This window comes from Nonomuraea sp. K271, from assembly GCF_009908215.1.
Lineage (GTDB): Bacteria > Actinomycetota > Actinomycetes > Streptosporangiales > Streptosporangiaceae > Nonomuraea > Nonomuraea longispora.
This window is the reverse complement of sequence record NZ_JAAAHR010000039.1, coordinates 33,329-56,944: the sequence shown is the minus strand read 5'-3', so window position 1 is coordinate 56,944 and position 23,616 is coordinate 33,329. Positions and strand designations below refer to the sequence as shown.

The following is a 23,616-nucleotide window of genomic DNA, read 5'->3' as shown; positions in this document are numbered from 1 at the left end:
CCTCCTGACCGCCGCCCGCCGCCCGCGTCATCGCCCGCCGCGGGCGTGGCGACGGCCGAAGCTCCTGACAGTGCTGGCGGCGGTGTCCGCGGCGGCCGCGGCGGCGCTCGGCGCGCTGGCCGTCGACGCCCACCGCGACCTCGGCGACCTGTCCGCCAGGACGGGGGAGCTGGCCGCCGTGCTGGCCGCGCCCGACGTCCGCACGGTGCGCCTGCCGGTCTCCACCGGCGGCACCGGCACCGTGGTGCTCTCCCGCTCCGCGGGACGGATGGTGTTCACCTCGTCCGGGCTGCGGGACCTGCCCGGCTCCCACGACTACGAGCTGTGGCTGACGGGACCGCGAGGCGCGCGCCCCGCCGGGCTGCTCGACCGTGCGGGAGGCGGGGCGACCGTCCCCGTGGTGGCCCCGCTGGACGGCGACCGCCGGGTGGCGCTCACCGTCGAGCCCGCGGGCGGCTCCGAGAAGCCCACCACGCGCCCCATCATGGTGGGCGGCCTGCCTCCCACCTGAACAAACGCCCGTTACACGGGCCGGGTGAGGCGGGCGAGCAGCACGTCGAGAGCGGCCAGCGAGCCGTCGCGGACCCTGGCGTACTCCTTCTCCGGATACTGCCGGGGCCCGTTCTCGATCAGCAGGATCAGGTAGAGGTAGGCGCGGTAGAGGTCGAGCCGGGTCAGCACGGAAGGGGTGAGCTCCAGCGGCGTCACCTCGCGGTAGCCGGCCAGCAGCGGGTCGTCCTCGCGCAGCTCGCCGAAGACGGTCGGGGTGACGAACTCGGCGATCGGATCGCCCCAGAAGGCCCGCTCGTGGTCGATGATGGCCTGGATTCTGGGCGGGCCGCTGAGGTCGAGGAAGACGTTGCCCGCCCACACGTCGAAGTGCACCAGCCGGGGTGTCGTCACCTCGCCGAGCACCGGCGACGCCGCCTCGAACACGGCCATGAGATCGGCCGCCGGGCGCGGCAGCGGGGCCGGATAACGTACGGTGTCGCCGAGGAGGGCGGCCACCATCGCCAGGAACGCCTCGCGCCACGTGGCGCCCACGATGCCCGCGTGCGGGTAGCCGAACACCTCGCCCGTCACCGCGTTGAACCTGGCCAGGTGGCGGCCCAGCTCCCTGCGCAGCGCGTCTTCGCCGTCGGGCTTGACGGCGTTCCACGACACGCCGTCGAGGGCGCTCAGCATCAGGTAGTCGCCGCCGAGCACGGGGTCGTCGAAGCCGGCCCGCAGCAGTGACGGCACGGGAACGCCCGCCTTGAGCGCGTGCTCGTACGCGGCGGCCTCCATGCGCAGCAGGTTGCGTTCGTAGCTGAGCTGGTCGAGCTCGGGCGGCGGGGAGAGCTTGAGCACCACCTCGCGGCCGTCGTCCAGCGCGAGCCGCCAGACCGCGTTGGCGAAGCCGTCGGTCAGCTCGCTGGCGGACGCCACGCCCGCGCCCAGCGCGCGCCTGGCCAGCGCGTCGAGCTCGGCCGCGGATAACCGGCGCTTGGTCCTGCTGTCCATGGCAACCCCTTCCTGCCGTCAGGCGGACTCCCTGCGCACGAGATGCGTGTCGAGGATCACGACGGGCTGGCGCAGCTCCTCGCCGTTGATGCGGGCGACGAGGAGCCGGGCCATCTGCCTGCCCATGGCCTCCGTCGGCTGGTGGACGGTGGTCAGGGGCGGGTCGGCGCTGAGCGCGGCCTTGGAGTCGTCGAACCCGATCACGGCCACGTCGCCGGGGATCTCCCGTCCTTCGGCCTTGAGCACGCGCATCGCGCCCAGGGCCATCGGGTCGGACGCGGCGAAGACCGCGTCGAGCTCGGGATGCGTGCGCAGGAGTTCGGCCATCGCGACGGCCCCGCTCTGCTCGGAGAAGTCGCCGTAGGACACCAGCTCCGGCAGGCCCGAGGGCAGCAGCGCGTCGCGGTAGCCCGAGAGCCGGTCGACGCCCACGCCCATGTCCTGCGAGCCGGCGATCGCGGCGATCGCGCGGCGGCCGAGGCTCAGCAGGTGTTTGACCGCCTGCCGGGCCCCGGCCCTGTTGTCCATGTCGACGTAGCTGTAGGGGTCGAGGCCCACGGGCCGGCCACCGAGCACGGTGGGCACGCCCATCGCCTCCAGCCGGCCCGGCAGCGGATCGGCGCCGTGCAGCGACAGGAGCAGCACGCCGTCGACGTGCTGCCCCGTCAGGTAGTTCTCGAGTCGCTCGTGCTCCTCCGGCGACCTGGCCATCGCCAGGATCAGCTGGAGGCCCGTCTCGGCCAGCGCCGAGCCGATGCCGCGGATGGTGCCCGCGAAATACGGCTCGTCGAAGACGCGGAACTGCGACTCGGACACCACCAGCGCCACGGTGTCCGTGCGGCGCGTCACCAGCGCCCGCGCCGCGCGGTTGGGCACGTAGCCCAGCTCGCGGATGGCCAGCTCGACGGCCTCGCGGGCCCTGGCGCTGACGTTCGGCGAGCCGTTGATGACTCTCGACACCGTGCCCCGGCCCACGCCGGCCCGAGCCGCGACTGCCTCAAGAGTCGGTCGGTTCATGTCGCCTATTGTGCCGGATGATCTCCGAGTACCAGAGCGCGCTGTCCTTGAGCAGCCGCTCCTGCGTCTCGTAGTCCACCCGGACCAGGCCGAACCGTTTGCCGTAACCCCAGGCCCACTCGAAGTTGTCCATCAGCGACCAGGCGAAGTAGCCCTCCAGGGGCACGCCCGCGTCGATGGCCTGCTTGCATGCGGCGAGGTGCGCCTCGACGTACGCCCGCCGCTCCCGGTCGTGCACGCGGCCGTCGTCGAGCACGTCGTCGAAGGCGGCGCCGTTCTCGGCGATCACCATCGGGATCGCGGGATAGTCACGTGCCACCCTGGTGAGCACCTCGACCAGGCCCGACTCGTCGATCTCCCAGTCCATAGCCGTCACCGGACGGCCGCCGTTGACGAACGACACGTGCTCGCTGCCGACCCACGGCGACCCCGTGTCCGTGGGGGCCGCGGCCGCCGACCGGGCGCCGCCAGGGGCTCCCGAGACGGTGAAGCGACTGTAGTAGTTGATGAGCAGCACGTCGATGGGCGCGTTGATGATCTTCATGTCGCCGGGCTGGACGCAGTCCATCTCGAAGGGCAGGTCGGCCAGCACGTCCTCCGGATAGCTGCCCAGCAGCATGGCGTCCAGGAAGAACCGGTTCTGCAGGCCGTCGATGCGCCGGACCGCGTCGAGGTCCTCCGCGCTGCCGGTGGCGGGCGTGACGGGGTACAGGTTCACGCTGCCGCCGACGCGGCGGGCGCCCATCGCCTGCACGGCCAGGCCGTGCGCCAGATTGAGGTGGTGCGCGCCCCTGATCGCGTTCTCCGGTTCGCGCCTGCCGGGCGCGTGCTCGCCCGAGGCGTAACCGAGGAACGCGGCGCACCACGGCTCGTTGACGGTGCTGAACGTGTGCACGTGGTCCTTCAGCGCATCGTGCACCGTCGCCGCGTAGTCGGCGAAGCAGTAGGCGACGTCGCGGTTGGGCCAGCCGCCCCTGTCCTCCAGCTCCTGGGGCAGGTCCCAGTGGTAGAGGGTCAGCCAGGGATCGATGCCGTGCCTGCGCAGCTCGTCGGTGAGCCGCTTGTAGAAGTCGAGTCCCTTCTGGTTGACCTTGCCGGAACCGGCGGGTTGGATGCGGGGCCAGGAGACCGAGAAGCGGTAGGCCGACAGGCCCAGCTCCGCCATGATGGCGACGTCGTCCTTGTAGCGGTGGTAGTGGTCGATGGCCACGTCCGCGTTGTGCCCGTTGAGCACCCGGCCCGGCTTTCTGGTGAAGGTGTCCCAGATGGACCGTCCTCGTCCGTCCTCCGCGACGGCGCCCTCGATCTGGTACGCCGAGGTCGCCGCGCCCCACGCGAAGCCCGCGGGGAAGCGCAGTCCGGTACGCGTCTGTTCCTCTTGTGTCGTCACGCCTTGACCGCACCTTCCATGAGTCCGCCGACAATCTGGCGGCCGAATGCGACGAATACCGCGATGAGCGGAATGATGGACAGTGCCGTACCTGCGAAGATCAACGAGTACTCCGTGGAATACCTCGCGTTGAGCGAGTTGATCGCGATCTGCACGGTCGGGTTGTCCTGGTTGAGCACGATCAGCGGCCACATGTAGTCGTTCCACATGAGCATGAACGTGTTGATGCCGAGCACGGCCATGCCGGGCCTGACCGCGGGCAGCACGACGTTCCACCAGATGCGCAGCGTGGCGGCGCCGTCCACCCGGGCGGCCTCCACCAGCTCCATCGGCACGGACTGCCGCGTGTACTGCGTCATCAGGAAGACGCCGAACCCGTTGAGCAGGTACGGCAGAATGACCGCCTTGAGCGTGCCCGTCCAGTCCAGGCTCACCATGAGCCGGTAGAGCGGGACCACGCCCATCTGCTGCAGCGGCACCGCCATCGTCAGCAGCACGAGCAGCAGCAGCGCGTTGCGTCCCCTGAAGTTGAGGTTGGCGAAGGCGAAGCCGGCCAGCGTCGAGATGAGGATGACCGAGATGGTGACGACGCTCGCCACGATGAACGAGTTCGTCAGACCGGCCACGAACTTGGCCTCGGGGTGTTCGAGCACCGCGATGATGTTCTGGCCGAGATTCCCGCCGGGCAGGAACCTCGGCGGCGAGGCCACCGCGTCGGAGTTCGTACGCGAGGCGATGACCAGCATCCAGTACAGCGGGAACGCCGACAGGAAGATGGCCAGCCCGAGCAGGACCTTCGTGAGGACGGACGGTTTCCACATGGTCATCGTGTGCCCCCGATCCTGCGCACGAACAGGAAGTTGATCGCCGCTCCGATGAGGATCAGCAGGAACAGCAGCCAGGCGGCCGCGGAGGCGTAGCCGTAGTCGAACTCACGGAAGGCCTCCTTGTAGACGAACATGGCCACCGTCTGAAACTGGCCCTGCGACCCGCCGTCGGGGTTGCCGTTGTAGAACGTCATCGGCTCCGAGAACAGCGTCAGGCCGCCGATCGTGGAGTTCAGCACCACGAAGATCATCGTGGGGCGCAGCATCGGCAGGGTGATCTGCCAGAACTGCCGGCGCTGCGAGGCGCCGTCGATCGAGGCGGCCTCGTACAGGTCGCGCGGGATCGTCTGCATGCCGGCCAGGAAGATGATCGCGTTGTAACCGGTCCAGCGCCAGTCGACCATGGTGGCGATGGCGATCCACGACGGCACGCGCTCGGCCCGCCAATTCGTGTTCTCCACCCCGAACATGCCGAGCAGCCAGTTGACCAGGCCCCAGTCGCGGGCGAACAACTGCGTGAACACCACCGCGACCGCGACGACCGACGTGACGAGCGGCAGCAGCACGCTCATCCGGATCGCCAGCCGGAAGCGCATGCGCTTGTTCAGGGCGTTGGCCAGGAACAACGCCAGCAACATCTGCGGGACGGTGGCGATGAGGAACATGGCCACCGTGTTCACCGTGGCCCGCCAGAAGTCGTCGTCGCCCAGCAGCGCGGTGTAGTTGCCCAGCCCGGCCCACTCCGTCGTGCCGGTCAGGTCGTAGTCGTACAGCGAGTAGTAGAGCGTGAACGCCAGCGGGAAGAGCCCGAAGGCGGCGAACAGCAGGAAATACGGGGACACCAGTGCGTACGGCATCGCCTTGATGTCGAGGCGGGAACGCCAGCGGCGGCCGGGCGGGCGGGCGCGGCGATTGTCGCTCCGCGTCGCCCGTGGAAGGGTGTCGATGCTCATTACAGACCTTTCGGCGGCAACAAGCCCGGCCCGCTCCTGGCGGGCCGGGCGCGAGAATCAGCCCGCGGCCTTCACCGCGTCGTCGACCAGCTGCTGCCAGGCCTTGTCGTACGGGACCGAGCCGTCGTCCATGCCCTGGATGACCGCCTCGGTGGCGTTCTTGACCTGGGCGTGCTTCACGCCCAGGAAGACCGGCTGGAGGCTGGCGGCGGACTTGGCGAAGATCTCACCGATGGGCGCGTCGTTGAAGTACTCGTTCTTCGCGCCCTGCACCGCCGGGTCCTGCTGGGCCTTGGTGTTGCTCGGCATGTTGCCGAAGTCGGTGAAGACGCTCGCCTGGGTCTTCGCCTGCGTCAGATAGTCGGCGACCATGGCCGCTTCCTTCGGGTGCTTGGACTGCTTGGGCACGGCCAGCCAGGAGCCGCCCCAGTTGCCGCCGCCGCCGGGCACCGCGGCCACGTCCCACTTGCCCTTGCCCTCGTCGCCGGCGTTGCCGCTGACCGCGCCCAGCATCCACGACGGGCAGCCCAGCGTGGCGAACGCGCCCTTCTGGGTGCCCGTCGCCCACTCGTCGGAGAAGTTGCGCAGCTTGGCGGTCAGGCCATCCTTGCTCAGCTTCTCGACGAAGTCGAAAGCCGTCCTGACCGCCGGGTTCTTGTCGATGATCAGGTTGTTGTCCTTGTCGAAGTAGGACACGTTGCCGTTCTTGGCCGCCTCCTGATACAGCACCACCTGGTACAACGTGTTGGTGCCGTCGGCCCACTTGGTGTCCTTGACCTTCGACTGGAACCGCTTGCCGACCTCGAGGTACTCCTCCCACGTGGGCCACAGCGCGCTGACCTCGTCACGGTCGGTCGGCAGCCCCGCCTTCTCGAACAGGTCCTTGCGATAGCAGAGGCTCATGCCGCCGATGTCGGTGCCAAGGCCGAACAGCTTGCCGTCGGCCGTCACGCCGTTCTCCCACTTCCACGGCAGGTAGTCGGCCTTGCGCGACTCCAGACCGTGCTCCTTCAGGTCGGCCCACCACTCGGTGCGCGCCTTGGCCAGGCCCATGCCGCCCTCGTCGATGCCGATGACGTCGCCCGCGCCGCTGCCGGCCTGCAACCACTGGATCATCTGCGGCCAGTACTGCTGCTCGAACTGGTCGGTCAGGTTCTCGTGCTGGATCTGGATGTCCTTGTGCTCGGCGTTCCACTTCTCGACGGCGTTCTTGTAGCCGAAGTTGCTGCCGCCGCCGAACGTCTGCAGGCGGATGGTGACCGGCTCCGACGCGGTGGAGGGCGCGTCGGAGCTGCAGGAGGCCACGGCGAGCGCGGCCGCCGCCAGGACCGAGGCCACGGCGAGACCGCCGCGACGTTTTCTGATCATCATGGTGGGCCCCTTCTCGGGTGAATGTGCAGGAGATGCACCGCGGCCTTGCGTTCCACCGCGGTGGGATGTTTGGGAGCGCTCCCACAAAGGGTGCACTTGCCCGCTCTGTGCGTCAATCCCGCGAAACGTAACCGTTACCAATGGTGCGGTTTATCACTGAACAATCGGATTTATAGGTGTAAACCTCGCAAAGGGCTGATTGGGAGCGCTCCCATCACAAGAGGCATCTTTTGTGTCGCATCAAGGGCATGTCACGCGCACGTACTCGCCTGAGGCCGGCGCCGGGCACCGCCATGCACCCGCGGACCGCTCAGCCCAAAGCGCCACCCGACCGGCCGGGACAGCCGACCGGGCAGCCCGGCAGAGCGGTCGGGGGAGACTCAGGCAGGCGGGTCGTCGCGGCAGGCGGCGGCGCGGGTCTCCAGAAGCGTCCGCTCGCGAGCGTTGGGCGTCATCCCCGCCGCCCGCTCGAACTCCGCCAGCGCCTCGCCGAGCCGGCCCAGCTTGACCAGCAGGTCGCCACGGACGCTCGGCAGCAGGTGGTAGTCCTTGAGCGACGGCTCGTCCACGATCTGGTCCAGCAGCCCGAGCCCTGCCGCCGGGCCGTACGCCATGGAGAGCGCCACCGCGCGGTTGAGCTCGACCACGGGGGAGCGCGACAGCTCGGCCAGCTCCTCGTACAGGCCGGCGATGCGTGCCCAGTCGGTGTCGTCGGGGTCGAACGCCCTGGCGTGGCAGGCGGCGATGGCGGCCTGCAGGGTGTAGGGGCCGCGGGCCCCACCCGGTTCCTCCGCGCGGCCGAGCGCGGCCAGGCCCCGGCGGATGAGCAGCCGGTCCCAGCGGGTGCGATCCTGCTCCAGGAGCAGGATCGGCTCACCGTCGGGGCCCACACGGGCGGCCGAGCGTGATGCGTGCAGCTCCATGAGCGCCACCAGGCCGTTCACCTCGGGCTCCTGCGGCATCAGGCCCGCCAGCACGCGACCCAGCCGGAGCGCGTCCTCGCACAACCCCGGCCGCATCCAGTCGTCGCCGGCGGTCGCCGAGTAGCCCTCGTTGAAGATCAGATAGATGACCTCGAGTACGGACGCGAGCCGCCCGGCCAGCTCGGCGCCCTGCGGGACCTCGAAGGGGATCTGCTTGGCGGCGAGGGTACGCTTGGCCCGCACGATCCGCTGGGCGACCGTGGACTCCGTGACGAGGAACGCCCTGGCAATCTCCTCCGTGGTCAGGCCGCCGAGCACCCGCAGCGTCAGCGCCACCCGCGCCTCCATCGACAGCGCGGGATGGCAGGCCGTGAACACCAGCCGCAACAGGTCGTCCTCGATCTCGTCGACCTCGGGCGGCTCCTCGCTCGCCTCGAGCCGGTGGGCCAGCTCCGCCAGGTTGCGCGCCAGCCGCTCGTTCCTGCGGATCATGTCGATGGCGCGGCGTTTCGACACGGTCATCAACCACGCGCCCGGGTTCTGCGGCACGCCGGACTCCGGCCACTGCTCCAGGGCGGCGACCAGCGCGTCCTGCGCCAGCTCCTCGGCCAGGCCGACGTCGCGCACCAGCCGGGCGAGCCCGGCGATGAGCCTCGCCGCCTCGATCCGCCAGACCGCCTCGATGGCGCGATGAGTGTCGGAAGCCGTCACCGGGCCATGACACCAGTAACCGTCCCGGCCCGGCAACTCACCACACCCCGCCGCGCCCCCACCTCGTCCGCTCCGGCGTTCCGGCCCGGGTCTGGTTTCCGGGTCCGGTCTCTGCGTCCGGCCACAGCGCCCCACCACCGCGGCCACCGCCCAAGGGCTCCGCGAGGACGCGCGGCACGGCCCAAGGCGGCAAGCCGTCAGCCGCCCGGCTGATGGGACAGCGCGTCATCCCGCGTGTGGAGCGTGCCGGCCGCCCGCCCCGGTGGACCGCTCGCCGTCGGCTGTCCGGTTGGTGAGCGCTCGGGCCGGCGGGCATGCCGTCAGGTGCTTTGGCGGGGCGGGCGCGTGACGTCGCGCGGCCCCGGCAGCGGTGGCGTCAGCCGCTCGGCTCGTCGGCGCCGAGGCGCTCGCGCAGCGCCTGCTCGCGCTCCCGGACCTGGGGCGGCATCGTGTCGTCCGGTACGTCCGACGGGTCGAACACCTGCCACACGTCCAGCCCGACCCCTTCGTGCCCGGGAGGGACCGGCACGCGCAGCGCCCACTGGACGGCCTCCTCCCTGGACTTGACCTGGATCAGCCAGAACCCGGCGATGAGCTCCTTGGCCTCGGCGAACGGCCCGTCGATCACCGTCGCCTTGCCGTCGCTGTAGGAGATCTGGGCCCCGTACGAGCTCGGGTAGAGCCCTTCGGCCGCCAGCAGAACCCCCGCCTTGACCAGCGACTCGTTGAAGGCGTGCATGTTGTCGACGAGCTCCTGGCTGGGCAGTTCCCCGGCCTCGACCTCCGCGTTGCTCTTGCCCACGATCATGAATTTCACCGGTGTGGTCCTTCCGTCCCGTTCCGCTTGTCATGCAACGCGTCGAACGGCGCCGGCGCGGATCGACACGCATGTGGACACTATTGCGCGATGCTACACACCCGCCGATGAGAGCGACCGATCCGGACGCCGACCGCCCCTGACCCGCCCTGTACGGCCGTGCACGGCGCATCCGGCGCGGCCGTAACCGGACGGAGCGGGCCGCGAAGGCGACGACCGCGAGCAGGACCGTGGCGGCGGCGAGCGCGGGCACCGGACCGGTGGTGACGTGCAGCGCGGCGCCCCCCAACGCCCCCGCGAACATGGCGGCGATGCCGGCGGACCGGCGCAGTGCGTCTCGTCCCGGACCTTCGGCGAAGAGCGCGGTGAGGGTGGTCGTCAGGACGTTCGTGTTCATGTCGGGCACGGACAGCTCGCGTACGGACGCGCTCTGCATGCCCATGCCGCAGGCGAGCAGCGCGATGAGGGCGGCCCGCCCCGGCGGCTCGCGATGTCCGGCGAGCTCGGCCGTCACCATGGCGGCCGCCACGAGCAGCGCGTGCACGGCGGTGAGCAGGACGAAAGCCCGGCGCGGCTCGGCCGCCCGCCGGGTCGCCCGCCCCGTGACCCAGGCGCCCGCCGTGAAGGCCACGAGGGCCACCGGCGATCCCCACAACGACAATCGCTCCTCGCCGGCCAGCGCGAAGCCGAGAAAGACGATGTTGCCGGTCATGTTGGCGCTGAAGACGCCGCCCAGGGCGAGAAAGCTGACGGCGTCGACGATGCCTGTCACGACGGTCAGCACGACCAGCAGGGTGGGCACGGTGTCGTGCCGGTTGGCGCCAGGCGGGAACAGCTTGTCGGCGAGCCACCGCAGCCCTCCCCTCACCTGCCCTCCCCGGCCGGCCGGTCAGGCGTCTCTCCCGCGCTCGTCCCCGGGGCGGGACATTTCGCCTTCCTCACAGTTGGATACTCTCCGTAACGGAATGCCCTCGCAAACCCGACACGCTCAAACGCCTGGGCGGACGCGAGCGCGCGCCCCTCGCTCGACGAGCCACCGCTCGGCCGCGGAGCACCGCTGGTCCGGCCCGTTGCTATCTCGATGTGATCGCATGGGTTTGACCGGTGCGGCGTCGCCGCGTTACGGTGGGCGGCATGTCAGGTCAATGTGAGCGCATTGGATTGCTATGAGTCTGGTCCGGCTGCTGCCGCTGGCCGGATCCCGTCGGTTCCTCCCCCTGGGGGTGTTCAGCGTGGGCGCGGCGGTGCTCGGGCCGCTCAGCACGATCCCGCTCGGCCGGCTGATCGACCACGGTGGCGCCACCGAGGTCGCCGCGCTGCTGCTCGCCCTGCTGGGGCAGGAGTTCTGCGCGGCGCTGCGGGAACCGGCCGGGGCCGCCGCCGCCCGGCGCATCGACGGCGTGCTGCGCGCGAGGGTGCGAGCCGCCGCGACGGCCATGCCGCTGGCGCGGCTGGAGAACCCTCAGGTGCAGGCCGACGTACGGCTGGCGCTGACCGGGCACCGCGGCAGGACGGCGGGCATGGCGGCGGTTGCGCGGGCCGGAGAGGCGAGCCGGGCGGCGGCGGCGCTGTTCGGCGCCGCCGTGCTGGCCGCGCACGTGTGGTGGGTGGCCGCGGCCGCGCTGGCCCTGTCGGCCGCGCAGAACCACCGCATCGCCGCGATGCTCGTCGGCCCTGGCGGCGTGGAGTCCCTGGCCGACAGCCCCGAGCAGGTCCTGCGCCTGCGCCGGGCAGGCTACCTGGCCGAGCTCACCGGCGGCCCCCGCGCGGCCAAGGAGGTCCGCGTCTTCGGCGTGGACGGATTCCTCATCGGCCGGTACGTCGCCGCCATGCGCGCGTTCGTGACCCCGCAGGCGCGCGGACGCCGCGCCGTCGTGCACGGGTACGGCGTCGTGCTGGCGCTGCAACTGGCCGGCGCCGCCGGCACGTTCGGGGCGCTGGCCTGGCTGACCGCCGCCGGCACGCTGACGGCCGTCGCCCTGGCCCAGAGCGTGCTGGCAGCCTTGCTGGTCCTCGCGTACGGCGCGGGCGGGCACCAGATGTTCGAGATCGCCCACGGGAGCAAGCCGTACGAGGCGGCAATGCGCGTGCTGGACCAGCCCCTCACCGCCGCCCCCACCGCCACGGCAGCCGAGGAGCCCGCCGAGGAGCCCGCCGAGCCGGCCGCCGAGGAGCTTGCGCTGGTCAGGGTGACCTTCGGCTATCCCGGCCGGGCGGAGCCGGTGCTCAAGGAGCTGGACCTGCGGGTGCGGCCGGGCGAGCGGCTGGCCGTGGTCGGGCTGAACGGCGCGGGCAAGACCACCCTGGTCAAGCTGCTCACCGGCCTGTACACCCCTCAGAGCGGCGCCGTCGGCACCGCAGGGGACGCCGCCGTGGTCTTCCAGGACTTCGCCCGCTACCCGCTGCCGCTGCGGGACAACGTCCGCCTTGGCGCGCCCGAGCAGGAGTGGACGGACGCCGACGTGCTGACCGCGCTCGCCGCCGTCGACGCGCTCGACCTGCTCGAAGGGCTTCCCCAAGGGCTGGACACGCCGCTGTCGCGCTCGTTCACGGGCGGGCGGGACCTGTCCGGCGGGCAGTGGCAGAAGGTGGCGCTGGCCAGGGCGGTGTACGCCCTCGACGCGGGCCGGCGCATCCTGATCGTCGACGAGCCCACCGCCCACCTGGACGCGCGGGCCGAGCAGGAGGTGTTCGAGCGGCTGCTGGAGCGTACGCGCGGGCGCACCCTGGTGCTCATCTCGCACCGTTTCGCCACCGTACGCCGGGCGGACCGCATCGTCGTCCTCGACGGCGGCGCCATAGCCGAGCAGGGCGGCCACGCCGAGCTGCTGGCGATGGGCGGCCGTTACGCGCGCTGGCACCGCCTCCAGACCGCCCTGACCGCGGGGACGAGCCGGTGACCGCGACCCTGCGCACGCTGGTGGGGCTGGCCTGGCGCACCGACCGGCGGGCCTTTCTCACCCTGACCGTCTTCCTCGCCCTCGGCGCCGTCAGCCACGGCATGGTCGGCGTCTTCCTGCGCGCGCTCACCGACGCCGCCACCGCGGGCGACGGCGTGCGGGCCTCGTGGTGGGGCCTGGCCGCAGGGGCCGCGCTGGCCACGGGCGTGGCGCTCGGCCGCGCGGAGCTGACGCTGATGGAGGAGCTGGGGGAGCGCATGGGCCTTGCCGTGCAGGAGGAGATCCTCACCCTCTCCTCAGGTGTGCCCACCATCGAGCATCTGGAGCGGCCCGCGTACCTGGACAGGCTGGCCACGTTGCGTGAGGAGAGCCGGCAGCTGTACTTCGCGGTGTGGGCGCTCGCGCTGGTCGGCGAGCACGCCGTGCAGATCGGGCTCGGCGTCGTGCTCGTGGCCGCCGTGCATCCGCTGCTCACGCTGCTGCTGGGCGGAGCCGTGCTGCCGTCGCTGCTGGTACGCGGCCGCGCGGCCCGCCACGTCGACGCGGCCGTCGAGCGCACCGCCGAGACGGCCAGGCTGGAGGAGCACCTGTCCGAGTCCGTTACCACGCCGGGGACGGCCAAGGAGGTACGGCTCGCCCGCGCCGCGCCCGCCCTGGAGGCGATGGCGGCGCAGCGGTGGGAGGAGGTGTCGGCGGGGTTGTCGCGGGCCAGGCTCCGCGCCGCGCTGCTCACGTTCGCCGGGTCCGGCACGTTCCTCGCCGGGTACGTGTCAGCGCTCGGCTGCACGGCGTGGCTGGCCGCCCGGGGGCAGGCCACGGCCGGCGACGTGGTCCTGGTCGCCACGGTCGGGGTGCAGTTCGTCACCCAGGCCTCACGGCTGGCCTTCCACGTGGGGTCGGTGGCCGCCGGCCTGCGCGCCGCCGGGCGCCTCGCCTGGCTGCGCGCCTACGCCCGGACCCGTAGGCCCCCCGCGGACGAGGCCGGAGGGGCCGAGCTGCCCGGAAGCCTCAGCTACGGCATCACGCTGCGGGACGTGTCGTTCACCTACCCCGGCACCATGAAGCCTGTGCTGCGCGGGATCGACCTCCGCCTGCCCGCCGGCGCGACCGTCGCGCTGGTCGGATCGCCGGGCTCGGGCAAGACCACGCTGGCCAAGCTGCTGTGCGGCCTGTACCAGCCCACGGGCGGGGAGATCCTGCTGGACGGAGTCCCGCTCCGCGACGTGCCCCCGGGGCGCTGGCGGCGCCGGATCAGCGCCGTGTTCCAGGACTGGGTGCCGTTCGAGCTCACCGCCGCGGAGACCGTCGGCATCGGTGACCTGCCCCGCATGGGCGACCGCGCCGCCGTGGACCGGGCGCTGGGGTGGGCCGGCGCCACGGAGGTGGTGGCCGGGCTGCCGGAAGGCCTGGGCACCGAGCTGGGCGACAGCTTCGCGGGTGGAGTGAAGTTGTCCGGCGGACAGTGGCAGAGGCTGGCGCTGGCGCGCGCCTCGATGCGGGAGGAGCCGCTGCTGCTCGTGCTCGACGAGCCGACCGCCTCCTTGGACGCGCCCGCGGAGAGCGCGCTCTTCGCCCGGTACGCGCAGGCCGCCCGCCGCCACCGTGCGGCCATCACCCTCCTGATCACCCACCGCTTCCCGACGGTGCGCGTGGCCGACCTGATCGTGGTGCTGGAGGCCGGGCGGATCGCCGAGCAGGGGAGCCACGACGAGCTCATGGCCCTTCACGGCCGCTACGCCGGGCTGCACGCGGTTCAGCGGGACGGCGAGGGCTGACCGGACGCGCGAGAGCGCGCGTCCATGCCGGACGCGCGCTCGTACGCGGGGGGCCGGGATCAGGCGGCGTACTCGGGGTAGCCGTAGCCGACGACCTCGGAGGTCGGACGGGTACGCTCCTCGACCTTGCCGTTGCCGGTGTTGCCTTCGATCGTGGAGATGGTGCCGTCGCCGTTGTCCTTCACGACGAAGCCGACGTGCTGGATGTCGCTGATGTCCTTGCCGCCGTCCCAGGAGAAGAACACCACGGCGCCAGGCTTGGCCTCGGTGCCGAAGCGGTCGTTGGCGGCGAACCACTTGGCGTGGGCGACGGTGTAGGCGTCCCAGCCGACCTGCGGACGGGCGCCGGTCTGCTCACCGACCCAGGAGACGAACATCGAGCACCAGGCGGCGTTCAGGTAGGCGGCCGGCTCGCCCCCGTCACGGGCGACGGTCTCGGCGGCGCGCTGCGAGTTGGCGTACCACTGCTGGTACGGGGTGCCGCCACCGGCGGCGTTCTCGGAGACGCCGACCTGGGACTTGGCGAAGTCCAGAACCTGGGAGGCGGTCACATTGACCTTGGTCTCCTCGGCCGCGCGCTTCTTGGACTCGGTGACCGGCGAGACGGCGGCCGGCCTGTCGCCGGGAGGGGTGTCGGCGTTGGCGGCGGCGACGTTCACGCCGAAGGCCGAGGCGAGGACGGTGGCGCCGAGTGCGGCGCGGGCGATGGTGCGCTTGGGGACAGCGGTAAGTCGGAACGTGGCCATCGAGGGGATAACTCCTTGCTTCCATGCCGCTTACCGGGTTAGCTGACGGGTTCGGGCGTGGAAGCTGCCCTACGGCACCAAGGTGCCGATTCACCCCAAAGGACGTGGGTCCCCGGTTCCGCGTGATGCGGATTCAGCGGTCACAGGACGATCCTGTGATCTTGTTGCGATGGTCAGACATAGCCGGACAAACCGGACGTATGCCTTGAGATGCCCCATAAGGTAATACATGAGGCAAGAGGATTACAACTACATAAAGCCCAGCTAGGCGATTTGCCTGCGAGCGTCGGCCAGAAGCCCGAGCATGGCAAGGGATTCGTCAAGGGGCATGATCGAGGATTCGGTCCTGCCCTCGGCCGTGGCGGCGCGGACCTCGCGGAGCTCACCGGCGTAACCGTTGTCGGCCGGATCGAGCACATGCTCCTCCGGCTCCATGGAGGGCCCGGTGAGGACGATCCGCTCGGGCGCCCAGAACGGCGCATGGATGTCCGCCCGCATCTGCGTACCTACAACGCAGGCCTGGTTCGGGTAATTCCCCAGCAAGGAGGTCTCCACGAAAGCCCTTCTGCCGCCGGGATAGAGCAACATCCCGGCCGCCTCCGCGTCAACTCCGTTCGGCGCCAGCGAGCCCGTGACGCGCAGGCCGGTGGGCATGCCGAGCAGCAGCTGGGCCAGGCCGAACGGGTAGACGCCCAGGTCGAGCAGCGCGCCGCCGCCCAGCTCCGGGGCCCACAGCCGGTGCGCCGGGTCGTAGGGCATGGCGAAGCCGAAACTGGCCTGCACGGAGCGGATCTCCCCGAAGCGCGAGTCGGTGGCGATGAGCCTGATCAGCGGGTTGAACCGCATCCACATGGCTTCCATGAGGAACACGCCGGCCTCGCGCGCCATGCGTACCATCTTCTCGGCGTCGCCCACGGTCGCGGCCAGCGGCTTCTCGCACAACACGGACTTGCCCGCGGCGATGGCGGCCTGCGCGACCCGCAGGTGCTCGGTGTGCGGCGTCGCCACGTAGATCGCGTCGACCGCCGGGTGGGCGCACAGCCGCTCATAGGAGCCGTACGCCGACTCCGCGCCCAGCGCGGCGGCCAGGGCCCGCGCCCGTTCCGGATTCCGGGAGCCGACGGCGCCCACCCGCATCCCGGGCTCCGCCACGATCGCCGCCCCGACGGTCCGCGCGATGACGCCCGTCGCCGCTATGCCCCATGTGAAATCGCGCACGCGGACGATGCTAGACGCATCAGATCACGTTGAACGTGTCAGGATCACCACCGTAGCGAAGGCCCCTGTTCAGCGCGCCGACGGCGGCCATGCTCTCCGGATCGAGGATGAAGTCGAACACGTCGATGTTCTCCGCGATCCGCGACGGCGTCACCGACTTCGGGATGACGACGTTGCCGAGCTGCAGGTGCCACCGGAGCACGATCTGCGCGGGCGTCTTGCCGTGCTTGTCCGCCAGCAGCGCCAGCGCCGGATCCTCCAGCAGCCCCCGGCCCTGGCCGAGCGGGCTCCACGCCTCCGTGAGGACGCCGTTGGCCTCGTGGAAGGCCCGCGTCTCCCGCTGCTGGAAGTAGGGATGGAGCTCGATCTGGTTGATGGAGGGCACGATGTCGGTCTCGTTCATCAGCCGGGTGAGCATGCCCGCCGTGAAATTGGACACGCCGATGGCCTTGGCCCGCCCGTCACGGTGGATCTTCTCGATCGCCTTCCACGCCTGGACGTACTTGTCCTGCTTCGGCACCGGCCAATGGATGAGATAGAGATCGACGTAGTCGAGCCCCAGCCGGGCCAGGCTCTCGTCGAAGGCCTCCTCCGCGCGGGCGTGGTCGGCGTTGGCCAGCTTGGTGGTGACGAACACCTTCTCGCGGCGCAGGCCGGACGCGCGCACGGCACGCCCCACGCCCTCCTCGTTCCCGTAGGCGGCGGCGGTGTCGATGTGCCGGTAGCCGGCCCGCAGCGCCGTCGCCACCACCTGCTCGGCCTCGTCGGCGGGGACCTGCCAGACGCCGAAGCCGAGTTGCGGGATCTGGACGCCGTCGGTGTTGAGCATGAGCGAGTTCATGGGTCCCATTGTTCACGTACCGTTTCTGGCCGCTTAAGGCGGCCGGGCTAGCTTGAAGCGGTCGTGAACGCGCCATCACCCGGCTGGGAGGACTGGAGTGGTCGAACAGGCGTCGGCCTGGGTGGAGTCCCCGCTCCAGATGCTGTGCGCCGTCGAGGCCCACCACGCCGGGCTCCTCGGGCCCGCCACGGCCGTCGTGCCGCGGGCGGGGCTTCGCCCGCTGAAGGCGACCCGCCGGGAGCTGCGCGCGCTCGGGCTGCCCGACGGGCTCGAACTCGCGGAACCGCGCGACGCCATGCCGAGGCGCGTGCACGCCGTCGGCGACGCCTTCTCCGGCAAGGTCCAGCTGCGCTGGCTCACCTCCGGCACCGGGCTCACCTCGGGACGCATCGTCATCGTCGACGACGGGCTGGCCACGCTGCGGCTGCTGGAACTGCTGGCCGCCGGGCCCCGGCGGCCGCTGCTGCGGGCCCGCGCCAAGCCCACCGCGCCGCGCTCCGCGCTCGGCCTGGCGGCCGCCCTGCGGCTGCGCGTGAGCGACGTCTCCGTCTTCACCGCGCTGCCCGTGGCCGACGACCTGGCCGCCGCCGTCCGCCGTACCGGCGTCGATCTCGTACGCCACGACTTCGCCTGGCTGCGCGCCCAGCCGCCCAGCACGCAGGGGCCGGCCGAGCGCACGGTCGTGCTCGGCACCTCGCTCGTCAGGAACGGCCTCGTGCACCGCGACCACTATCTGCGCTGGCTGACCGAGCTGGCGGCGCGGGAGCCGCTCGCCTACTACCCGCACCGCCGCGAGGACCCCGTCGACGTGGCCCTGATCCGGGAGCGTCCCGGCATCACCGTGCACGACGCGGGCGCGCCCGCCGAGCTGACGTTGCGCGGGCTGGACGCGGGCCAGCGCGTCCTCAGCCTCCCCTCGACGGCGATCACCTCGCTGCGGGTGCTGCTCAGTCCGCGCGGTGTCGCCATCGAGCCCGTGAACGTTCCCGATGACTGGTGGACCAGCAGGGCGGAACCCGCCCTGCGCTCGCATTTGACTGGAGTGACCGGGTGAGAGTGCTGGCGGTTGCCGACTCCGACTCGTACCTGAAGTGGGCTGCCTGCCTGCTCGGCGACCTGCCCGCGGGCTGCGTGACGGAGCTGGCGGTGGTGCGGACGCCGATCGCGCCCTCGCCCGAGCAGATCGCCGCGGCGGTGAGCGGGCCCGCGGACGGCCCGGGGAGCGGCGCACCGGCCCCGCCACTGACCGGGCCACTGACCGGGCCACTGACCGGGCCACCGATCGGGCCGCCGATCGGGCCGCCGGTGATGTCGGCGCGGTCGGTGCGCCGGCTGGCCGAGCGCACGCGGCCGGACGTGATCCTCGTGGCCTGCACGGGCCCGGTGGTGGACGTGCTGGTCTCCGACGTGTTCGCGGGGCTGACGCCGAGGCCCGTGTTCGTCAGCGGGCTGCCGGGCATCTCGGTGCCGGCCACGGAGAAGGCGTGGCTGTTCCGCAGCGGCTGCGACCTGTTCGTGGTGCACAGCGAGCGGGAGGTGGCCGAGTTCCGCGACATCGCCGGCCGGCTCGGCGGGGGCGGAGCGGTCGGCCTGGCCAGGCTGCCGTTCCTGCGTCCCGGCGCGGTCGCCGGGGGCGGGAACAGGATCGTGTTCGCCACCCAGGCCAAGGTGCCGCGCCCGCGCGAGGAGCGCGAGCGAATCCTGCTGGCCCTGGCCGAGCTCGCTGGGCGACGGCCGGAGCTGGACGTGGTGGTCAAGCTGCGCGCCCTGGAGGACGAGCGGCAGACGCACAACGAACGCCACCACTACCAGCGGCTGTGGCGGGAGATGGGCGAGCCGGGGCGGCTCACCTTCGCCGCCGGGTCGATGCACGACCAGCTGACGCGGGCGGCCGGGTTCGTCACGGTGAGTTCGACGGCGGCGCTGGAGGCCATCGCGCTCGGCGTACCCTCACTGGTCCTGAGCGACTTCGGCGTCAGCGCCCAGATGATCAACCTGGTGTTCGAGGGCAGCGGCCTGCTGGGCACACTGGACGACCTGGCCAAGGGCGACTTCCGCGCCGCCGCGGCCGAGTGGTGCGCGGCCAACTACTTCCACCCGCCGGAGCGCGGCGACTGGTCGGAGCTGCTGGCCGGGCTGGTGAGGGCCCGGCCGGGCGAGCCGGCCCGGTCGCTGCTGGACGGGCCTGAGCACGCCGCCGCCCGGCGCAAGGCCCGGTTGCGGGTGGAGCTCCATCCCACGATGGTGCGGGCGGGCTACCGCGCCAAGCGCCGCATGCGCCGCTATCTGAAAGCCCTGTCCTGAGCGCTGTGAGGGATGCTCAGATCCCTGATCTGAGCTTCCTGCGCAGCCTGGTCAGCGCGGTGGGCCTGGCGGGCGGTGCCACCAGGTCCAGCGCCTCGAGCCGCCTGCGCTTGAAGTAGCGGGCGTCGAACGTGATGGTCTCCGGCCGCAGCTCGGGGTAGGTGTCGGCCTGCATGCAGTAGCCCACCGTCCGTACGAGGCCGGGGAGGTCGAGGGTGGGCGGCCGCTCGATCACGCCCTCCTCCGACAACCGCGGCAGCAGCGCGTCCACGATCGTGACCGGGATCCTGTTGCTGTTCTCGTACGGCGTCAGCCGCTCCAGCACCATGCCGGTGCCGTACGACGCGACCTGCAGCCCGAAGTAGCGCCGCGCGGTCATCAGCCCCGTGGAGAAGCAGCCCACGACCAGTTCGGGCCGCAGCGCCGCGAAGCACACCTCGGCGGGCACGTTTCCGGCGGCCACCGACAGGCTCACCCCCAAGGGCGCGGCGGCCGCCCGCAGCATCCTGGCGTGCCGGCGCCCGGCGGCCGGGTGCGGCTTGAACACGACGTCGGTGTAGCCGCGGGCGGCCAGCGCCGCCAGCATCGTCTCGTGCAGCGCGGCCTCCTCCTCCGGCGTGACGATCTCCAGCGCCGACAGGTACTGGCCGAGGATCATCGCCTGACCGTGCGGCGGGGCGGGCGTGGCGGCGGACACCTCGTCCAGCACCGCGAGGAAACGTTCGCCGGGCAGGATCTCGGGCGCGACGCCGTACTCGCTGAGCAGCAGCGGCCTCAGGCCCGGCACGAGGTCCAGGTGGAGCAGCCGCCCGACGCGGCGGAAGATCTCGGCGGGCAGCGGGTCGCGGGTCGGGCCGTAGCTCATCAGCCCGTCGGAGTAGACGGTGATCGGGCAGTCGCGCACCAGCCCCGCGATCGTACGGGCGGGCGGCACCGCGATCGACTCCAGCACCAGCTCCTCCACCCCGTCCAGCCCCCAGTGGGAACGGATGAGGCGCTCCAGCATCGGCACCTCGATGACGCGCGCCCGCCAGTCGGACGGATGCAGGGGGGCGATGAGCTCGTTCCACGAGACGACCTGGTCGAAGCGGCCGCGCAGCGGCGCGAAGCCGGGCGACTCGTCGAGCGGTGCCGTCACCTCGGGCACGGCCGCGTTGTCGGACACCACGAGCACGCGCCGGCCCGCGCCGAACCGGCCGTCGTCCACGGCCGCGGCCAGGGACATCGCTCCGAACAGCGTGGAGGCGTAGAAGACTTTCACTGGGGCTCCTCCCGGTCACGGCGGACCCGGATGTGCGGGCTGGGGGGCAGGCCGGGCACCAGGGCCCGCAGCAGGGCCTCGCGCTCGCAGGCCATCCGCGCCACCGACTCCGTCACCAGGTCAGGGGGCAGCCTGCCCACCATCTCGGCGCCGCGCTCCTCGAAGCGGGCGCGCAGCTCGGGCGTGAGACGGTCGCCGATGTCCAGGTGGTGGGCCAGCAGCGCGCAGAAGTTCCGCACCGCCTTGGGCAGGAACTCCCGCTCCAGGTCCTTGAACACCAGCTCGAACGCGTCGAAGAAGTGCAGCTGACGCTCGTCGCCCACCTGCGTCAGCGACCCGGACACCAGGCGCCGGTAGAACACGCCGGCCAGCGACACCACGGCGAACGTGGCGGCCTCCCTGTGCAGCCGCCAGATCCACGGGCGGTCCTCGGCGGTGTGCAGCGAGCCGGGGAAGTGCAGCAGGTCGCCCAGGGAACGCCGGTAGATCCCGGCCCACGCGTACGGGTAGTCCACCATGGTCCGCACCCCGGCGGGCATGATGGAGCCGCGCGCGTCGAGCACCGTACCCCTCGGGGCGGCCAGCGGGGCCCGGTGCACCACCCGCTTGCGGCCCTCGACCTGGACGTGGTCGGTGCGTACGAAGTCGCACCCGAGCCCCTCCACGGCCTCGACGAGCCTCGCGAGATAGCCGGGGGCCAGCCAGTCGTCGCCGTCCATGAACGTGACGTACCGGCCGGAGGCGGCCGACAGGCCCGCGTTGCGCGCGTCGGCCAGCCCCACGGGAGTGCGGTTGCGCAGCACGCTCAGCCCGGGCAGGTCGAGGAGGAAGTCCTCGACGATGTCGCCCGTGGCGTCCTTCGACCCGTCGTCCACGACGATGAACTCGAAGTCGCGCCGGGCGTTGCGGCACAGCGAGGCCAGCGCGTCGGCGATGTACCGCTCGCCGTCCCGCACGGGGACGACGACGGAAAGAGTGATCAACGTGCGGTCTCCTGCCGGGGACGTCAGACCGTCACCCGGCGCAGGCGGGCCTTGGGGGCCTCCTCGCCGGGGAAGACGCGCTTGACGCCGTCGCCCATGGCCTGCTCGATGATGCGGATGTCGCGTACGAGGTGCTCCAGTCCCGCCGGCTCCAGCGAGGCCGCGTGGTCGGAGCCCCACATGGTGCGGTCGAGCGTGATGTGGCGCTCCACGCAGACCGCGCCGAGCGTCACGGCGGCCAGCGAGATCTGCAGGCCGCGCTCGTGCCCGCTGTACCCGACGGGCACCCCGTAGCGCTCCTTCAGGGTGGTGATCGTGCGCAGGTTCGCCTCCTCGGGAGGCAGCGGGTACGTGGACGTCGCGTGCATCATGATCAGCTTGCCGGTGCCGAGGATCTCGACGGCCTGGTCGATCTCCGTCAACGTCGACATGCCGGTCGACAGGATGACCGGTTTGCCGGTGGCGGCCAGGACGCGCAGCAGCTCGTGGTCGGCGACGCCGGCCGAGGCCACCTTGTGCACCAGGACGTCCATCTCCTCCAGGAACTCCACCGACGGCACGTCCCACGGAGAGGCGAACCAGTGCAGCCCCCGCTCGTCGCAGTATTTCGCGATCTGGCGGTACTCGTCGTGACCGAACTCGGTCCGCTCCTTGTACTCCAGGTACGTCATCTCGCCCCACGGCGTCTGCCGGATCTGCCCCTTCTGCTCCTCGGGCACGCAGATCGACGGGGTGCGCTTCTGGAACTTGACCGCCTGGCAGCCCGCGTCGGCCGCCACGTCGATGAGGCGGCGGGCGATGTCGAGGTCGCCGTTGTGGTTGATGCCGATCTCGCCGATCACGTAGACGGGCTCGCCGTCGCCTACCGGCACGTCGCCGATGCTCACCGGGCCGAGCCTGCGCTCCGCCCTCGCCTCCGCCACCGGAGCCGCAGGACGGGCGGCCACGACCCGGTCGCACAACTCACGCACCGCCCCCGACCCGCCGGGCCTGGTCAGCACCACGCGGGCGGCGGCGCGCACGCGCGGGTGCGCGTCGGGCGTCGCGACCGGCCAGCCGACCTCGGCCATCGGGCCCAGATCGTTGACGTCGTTGCCGACGTAGGCGACCCTGGCCGGGTCGAGGCCCTCGATGTCCAGCCAGTCGCGCAGCACGGTGCGCTTGTCGGCCAGCCCCTGCAGCACCGGCACGCCCAGCTTGCGGGCGCGGGCGGCCACCACCGGGTTGCGCTCGGTGGACATCACCAGCACCTTCACGCCCGACCGCTTCAGCAGCGACACGCCCATCCCGTCGGAGCGGCTGACCAGGACCATCTCCCGGCCCTCCGAGTCGACGTAGGCGCGGTCGTCGGTGTGCACGCCGTCGAAGTCGGTGATGACCGCGTCCACGTCGACCGGCTCCGGCCCGTCGAGGAACGGCGCCAGCGCGCGTACCAGCTCCAGGTCCTCGGGGTTGTCGATCTCGATGGCGTGCTGCGGCGGCACCGGCTGCACGGCGACCTCGCCGAAGAAGCGGTGGCCGCGCTCGCGCAGGCCGGAGGTGCGCATGACGTAGAAGGCGCCGTTCTCGCGGAACTGGGGCTCGCGGTCCTGGCGGCGCGGCCTGACAGCGGGGTCGTGGTTGATGCCCCCGCCGGCCGCCGTCCATAGGAATTCGTGCGTCGGCAGCCCCGACACGACAGAGTCGGCCTGGCCGTCCAGCACCCTGCGCACCGCCGCCGACAGGTCGGCGGGGTCGATGAACGCGCTCGTGCACTGCACGAGCACCACGACCTCGGGGTCGGCGCCGAGGGCGTCGAGCGCGTGCAGCACCGCCGACTCGCTGGAGGCCGTCGAGCCGCTCAGCTCCTCGGGCCGGACCACCACGGTCGCGCCCGCCAGCCTGGCGGTCTCGGCGATGCCCGCGTGGTCGGTGCTGACCACGACCTCGTCCACGAGGTCGGCGCGCAGGCACGCCCGTACGGCGCGGGTGACCAGGGGGACGCCCCCGACCAGGGCGAGGTTCTTCAGGGGAACGCCCGTCGAACCTCCGCGGGCGGGAACTACGGCCAGGACTCGCACGGTGGGTCTCCTCGGT

At 71.7% G+C, this 23,616-nt stretch carries 19 protein-coding genes, 1 pseudogene and 1 riboswitch; of the genes and pseudogenes, 5 read left to right on the top strand and 15 right to left on the bottom strand.

Features of this window, described 5'->3' with window-relative positions:
- Nucleotides 1–511, top strand: a 511-nt coding sequence (locus GUY59_RS16320; protein ID WP_161714566.1) for an anti-sigma factor, incomplete at its 5' end; no start/stop codon positions are given.
- Between the two features lie 11 nt (nt 512–522).
- Here the strand turns inward: GUY59_RS16320 and GUY59_RS16315 are convergent.
- The 9 genes and pseudogenes from GUY59_RS16315 to GUY59_RS51350 all read right to left on the bottom strand — a co-directional run.
- Nucleotides 523–1,503, bottom strand: a complete 981-nt coding sequence (locus tag GUY59_RS16315) for a phosphotransferase family protein (RefSeq protein WP_138200612.1) — start codon at nt 1,501–1,503, stop codon at nt 523–525.
- An 18-nt stretch (nt 1,504–1,521) separates the two neighbouring features.
- The gene (locus tag GUY59_RS16310; protein ID WP_138200611.1) at nt 1,522–2,520 is read right to left on the bottom strand and encodes a LacI family DNA-binding transcriptional regulator; all 999 of its coding nucleotides are present in this window, start codon (nt 2,518–2,520) and stop codon (nt 1,522–1,524) included.
- A complete protein-coding gene (locus GUY59_RS16305; protein ID WP_138200610.1) occupies nt 2,501–3,910 on the bottom strand; it encodes a GH1 family beta-glucosidase in 1,410 nt (469 codons plus the stop codon). Before GUY59_RS16305 ends, GUY59_RS16310 begins: the two co-directional genes overlap by 20 nt.
- Nucleotides 3,907–4,737 carry a carbohydrate ABC transporter permease gene (locus tag GUY59_RS16300; protein WP_138200609.1) on the bottom strand — a complete coding sequence of 277 codons (831 nt, stop codon included), beginning with the start codon at nt 4,735–4,737 and terminating at the stop codon, nt 3,907–3,909. Before GUY59_RS16300 ends, GUY59_RS16305 begins: the two co-directional genes overlap by 4 nt.
- Nucleotides 4,734–5,690, bottom strand: a complete 957-nt coding sequence (locus GUY59_RS16295; RefSeq protein WP_132341275.1) for a carbohydrate ABC transporter permease — start codon at nt 5,688–5,690, stop codon at nt 4,734–4,736. The genes GUY59_RS16300 and GUY59_RS16295 overlap by 4 nt, the downstream gene beginning before the upstream one ends.
- Before the next feature lie 57 nt (nt 5,691–5,747).
- A complete protein-coding gene (locus tag GUY59_RS16290; RefSeq protein ID WP_138200608.1) occupies nt 5,748–7,061 on the bottom strand; it encodes an ABC transporter substrate-binding protein in 1,314 nt (437 codons plus the stop codon).
- Nucleotides 7,062–7,441: 380 nt separating this feature from the next.
- Nucleotides 7,442–8,695, bottom strand: coding sequence for an RNA polymerase sigma factor (locus GUY59_RS16285; RefSeq protein ID WP_138200607.1), 1,254 nt, complete (start codon nt 8,693–8,695; stop codon nt 7,442–7,444).
- Nucleotides 8,696–9,071: 376 nt separating this feature from the next.
- Nucleotides 9,072–9,503, bottom strand: a complete 432-nt coding sequence (locus GUY59_RS16280) for a YciI family protein (RefSeq protein WP_201760946.1) — start codon at nt 9,501–9,503, stop codon at nt 9,072–9,074.
- A 226-nt stretch (nt 9,504–9,729) separates the two neighbouring features.
- Nucleotides 9,730–10,296: pseudogene (locus GUY59_RS51350) on the bottom strand (YoaK family protein); the annotation flags it as partial.
- A 382-nt stretch (nt 10,297–10,678) separates the two neighbouring features.
- On the opposite strand from GUY59_RS51350, the gene GUY59_RS16270 reads away from it, so the two are divergent.
- Nucleotides 10,679–12,412 (top strand): ATP-binding cassette domain-containing protein, encoded by a 1,734-nt coding sequence (locus tag GUY59_RS16270; RefSeq protein WP_138200605.1) that lies wholly within the window; start codon nt 10,679–10,681, stop codon nt 12,410–12,412.
- Nucleotides 12,409–14,187: an ABC transporter ATP-binding protein gene (locus tag GUY59_RS50725; protein ID WP_138200604.1), complete on the top strand. Its 1,779-nt coding sequence runs from the start codon at nt 12,409–12,411 to the stop codon at nt 14,185–14,187. Before GUY59_RS16270 ends, GUY59_RS50725 begins: the two co-directional genes overlap by 4 nt.
- Nucleotides 14,188–14,246: 59 nt before the next feature.
- Here the strand turns inward: GUY59_RS50725 and GUY59_RS16260 are convergent, their stop codons facing one another.
- From GUY59_RS16260 to GUY59_RS16250, 3 genes are all read right to left on the bottom strand, one after another.
- The gene (locus GUY59_RS16260; protein ID WP_138200603.1) at nt 14,247–14,933 is read right to left on the bottom strand and encodes a C40 family peptidase; all 687 of its coding nucleotides are present in this window, start codon (nt 14,931–14,933) and stop codon (nt 14,247–14,249) included.
- A 12-nt stretch (nt 14,934–14,945) separates the two neighbouring features.
- Nucleotides 14,946–15,082: riboswitch (cyclic di-AMP (ydaO/yuaA leader) on the bottom strand.
- Nucleotides 15,083–15,197: 115 nt separating this feature from the next.
- Nucleotides 15,198–16,151 (bottom strand): Gfo/Idh/MocA family protein, encoded by a 954-nt coding sequence (locus GUY59_RS16255; RefSeq protein ID WP_138200602.1) that lies wholly within the window; start codon nt 16,149–16,151, stop codon nt 15,198–15,200.
- A gap of 19 nt (nt 16,152–16,170) precedes the next feature.
- Entirely contained in the window at nt 16,171–16,992 is an 822-nt protein-coding gene (locus GUY59_RS16250) for an aldo/keto reductase (RefSeq protein WP_138200601.1), read from the bottom strand.
- A 97-nt stretch (nt 16,993–17,089) separates the two neighbouring features.
- Between GUY59_RS16250 and GUY59_RS16245 the strand changes: the two genes are divergently transcribed.
- Together GUY59_RS16245 and GUY59_RS16240 are read left to right on the top strand one after the other, a co-directional pair.
- On the top strand, nt 17,090–18,046 hold the full coding sequence (locus GUY59_RS16245) for a hypothetical protein (RefSeq protein ID WP_138200600.1): 957 nt from the start codon (nt 17,090–17,092) through the stop codon (nt 18,044–18,046).
- Nucleotides 18,043–19,296 (top strand): DUF6716 putative glycosyltransferase, encoded by a 1,254-nt coding sequence (locus tag GUY59_RS16240; RefSeq protein WP_138200599.1) that lies wholly within the window; start codon nt 18,043–18,045, stop codon nt 19,294–19,296. The genes GUY59_RS16245 and GUY59_RS16240 overlap by 4 nt, the downstream gene beginning before the upstream one ends.
- A gap of 16 nt (nt 19,297–19,312) precedes the next feature.
- On the opposite strand, the gene GUY59_RS16235 is transcribed toward GUY59_RS16240, so the two are convergent.
- From GUY59_RS16235 to GUY59_RS16225, 3 genes are read right to left on the bottom strand one after another with little or no spacing between them, the layout of a single operon-like run.
- Nucleotides 19,313–20,557 (bottom strand): polysialyltransferase family glycosyltransferase, encoded by a 1,245-nt coding sequence (locus GUY59_RS16235; RefSeq protein ID WP_171055360.1) that lies wholly within the window; start codon nt 20,555–20,557, stop codon nt 19,313–19,315.
- Nucleotides 20,554–21,540: a glycosyltransferase family 2 protein gene (locus GUY59_RS16230; RefSeq protein WP_138200598.1), complete on the bottom strand. Its 987-nt coding sequence runs from the start codon at nt 21,538–21,540 to the stop codon at nt 20,554–20,556. The genes GUY59_RS16235 and GUY59_RS16230 overlap by 4 nt, the downstream gene beginning before the upstream one ends.
- 23 nt (nt 21,541–21,563) lie before the next feature.
- Nucleotides 21,564–23,600, bottom strand: coding sequence for an N-acetylneuraminate synthase family protein (locus GUY59_RS16225; protein ID WP_138200597.1), 2,037 nt, complete (start codon nt 23,598–23,600; stop codon nt 21,564–21,566).
- Nucleotides 23,601–23,616: the final 16 nt, after the last annotated feature.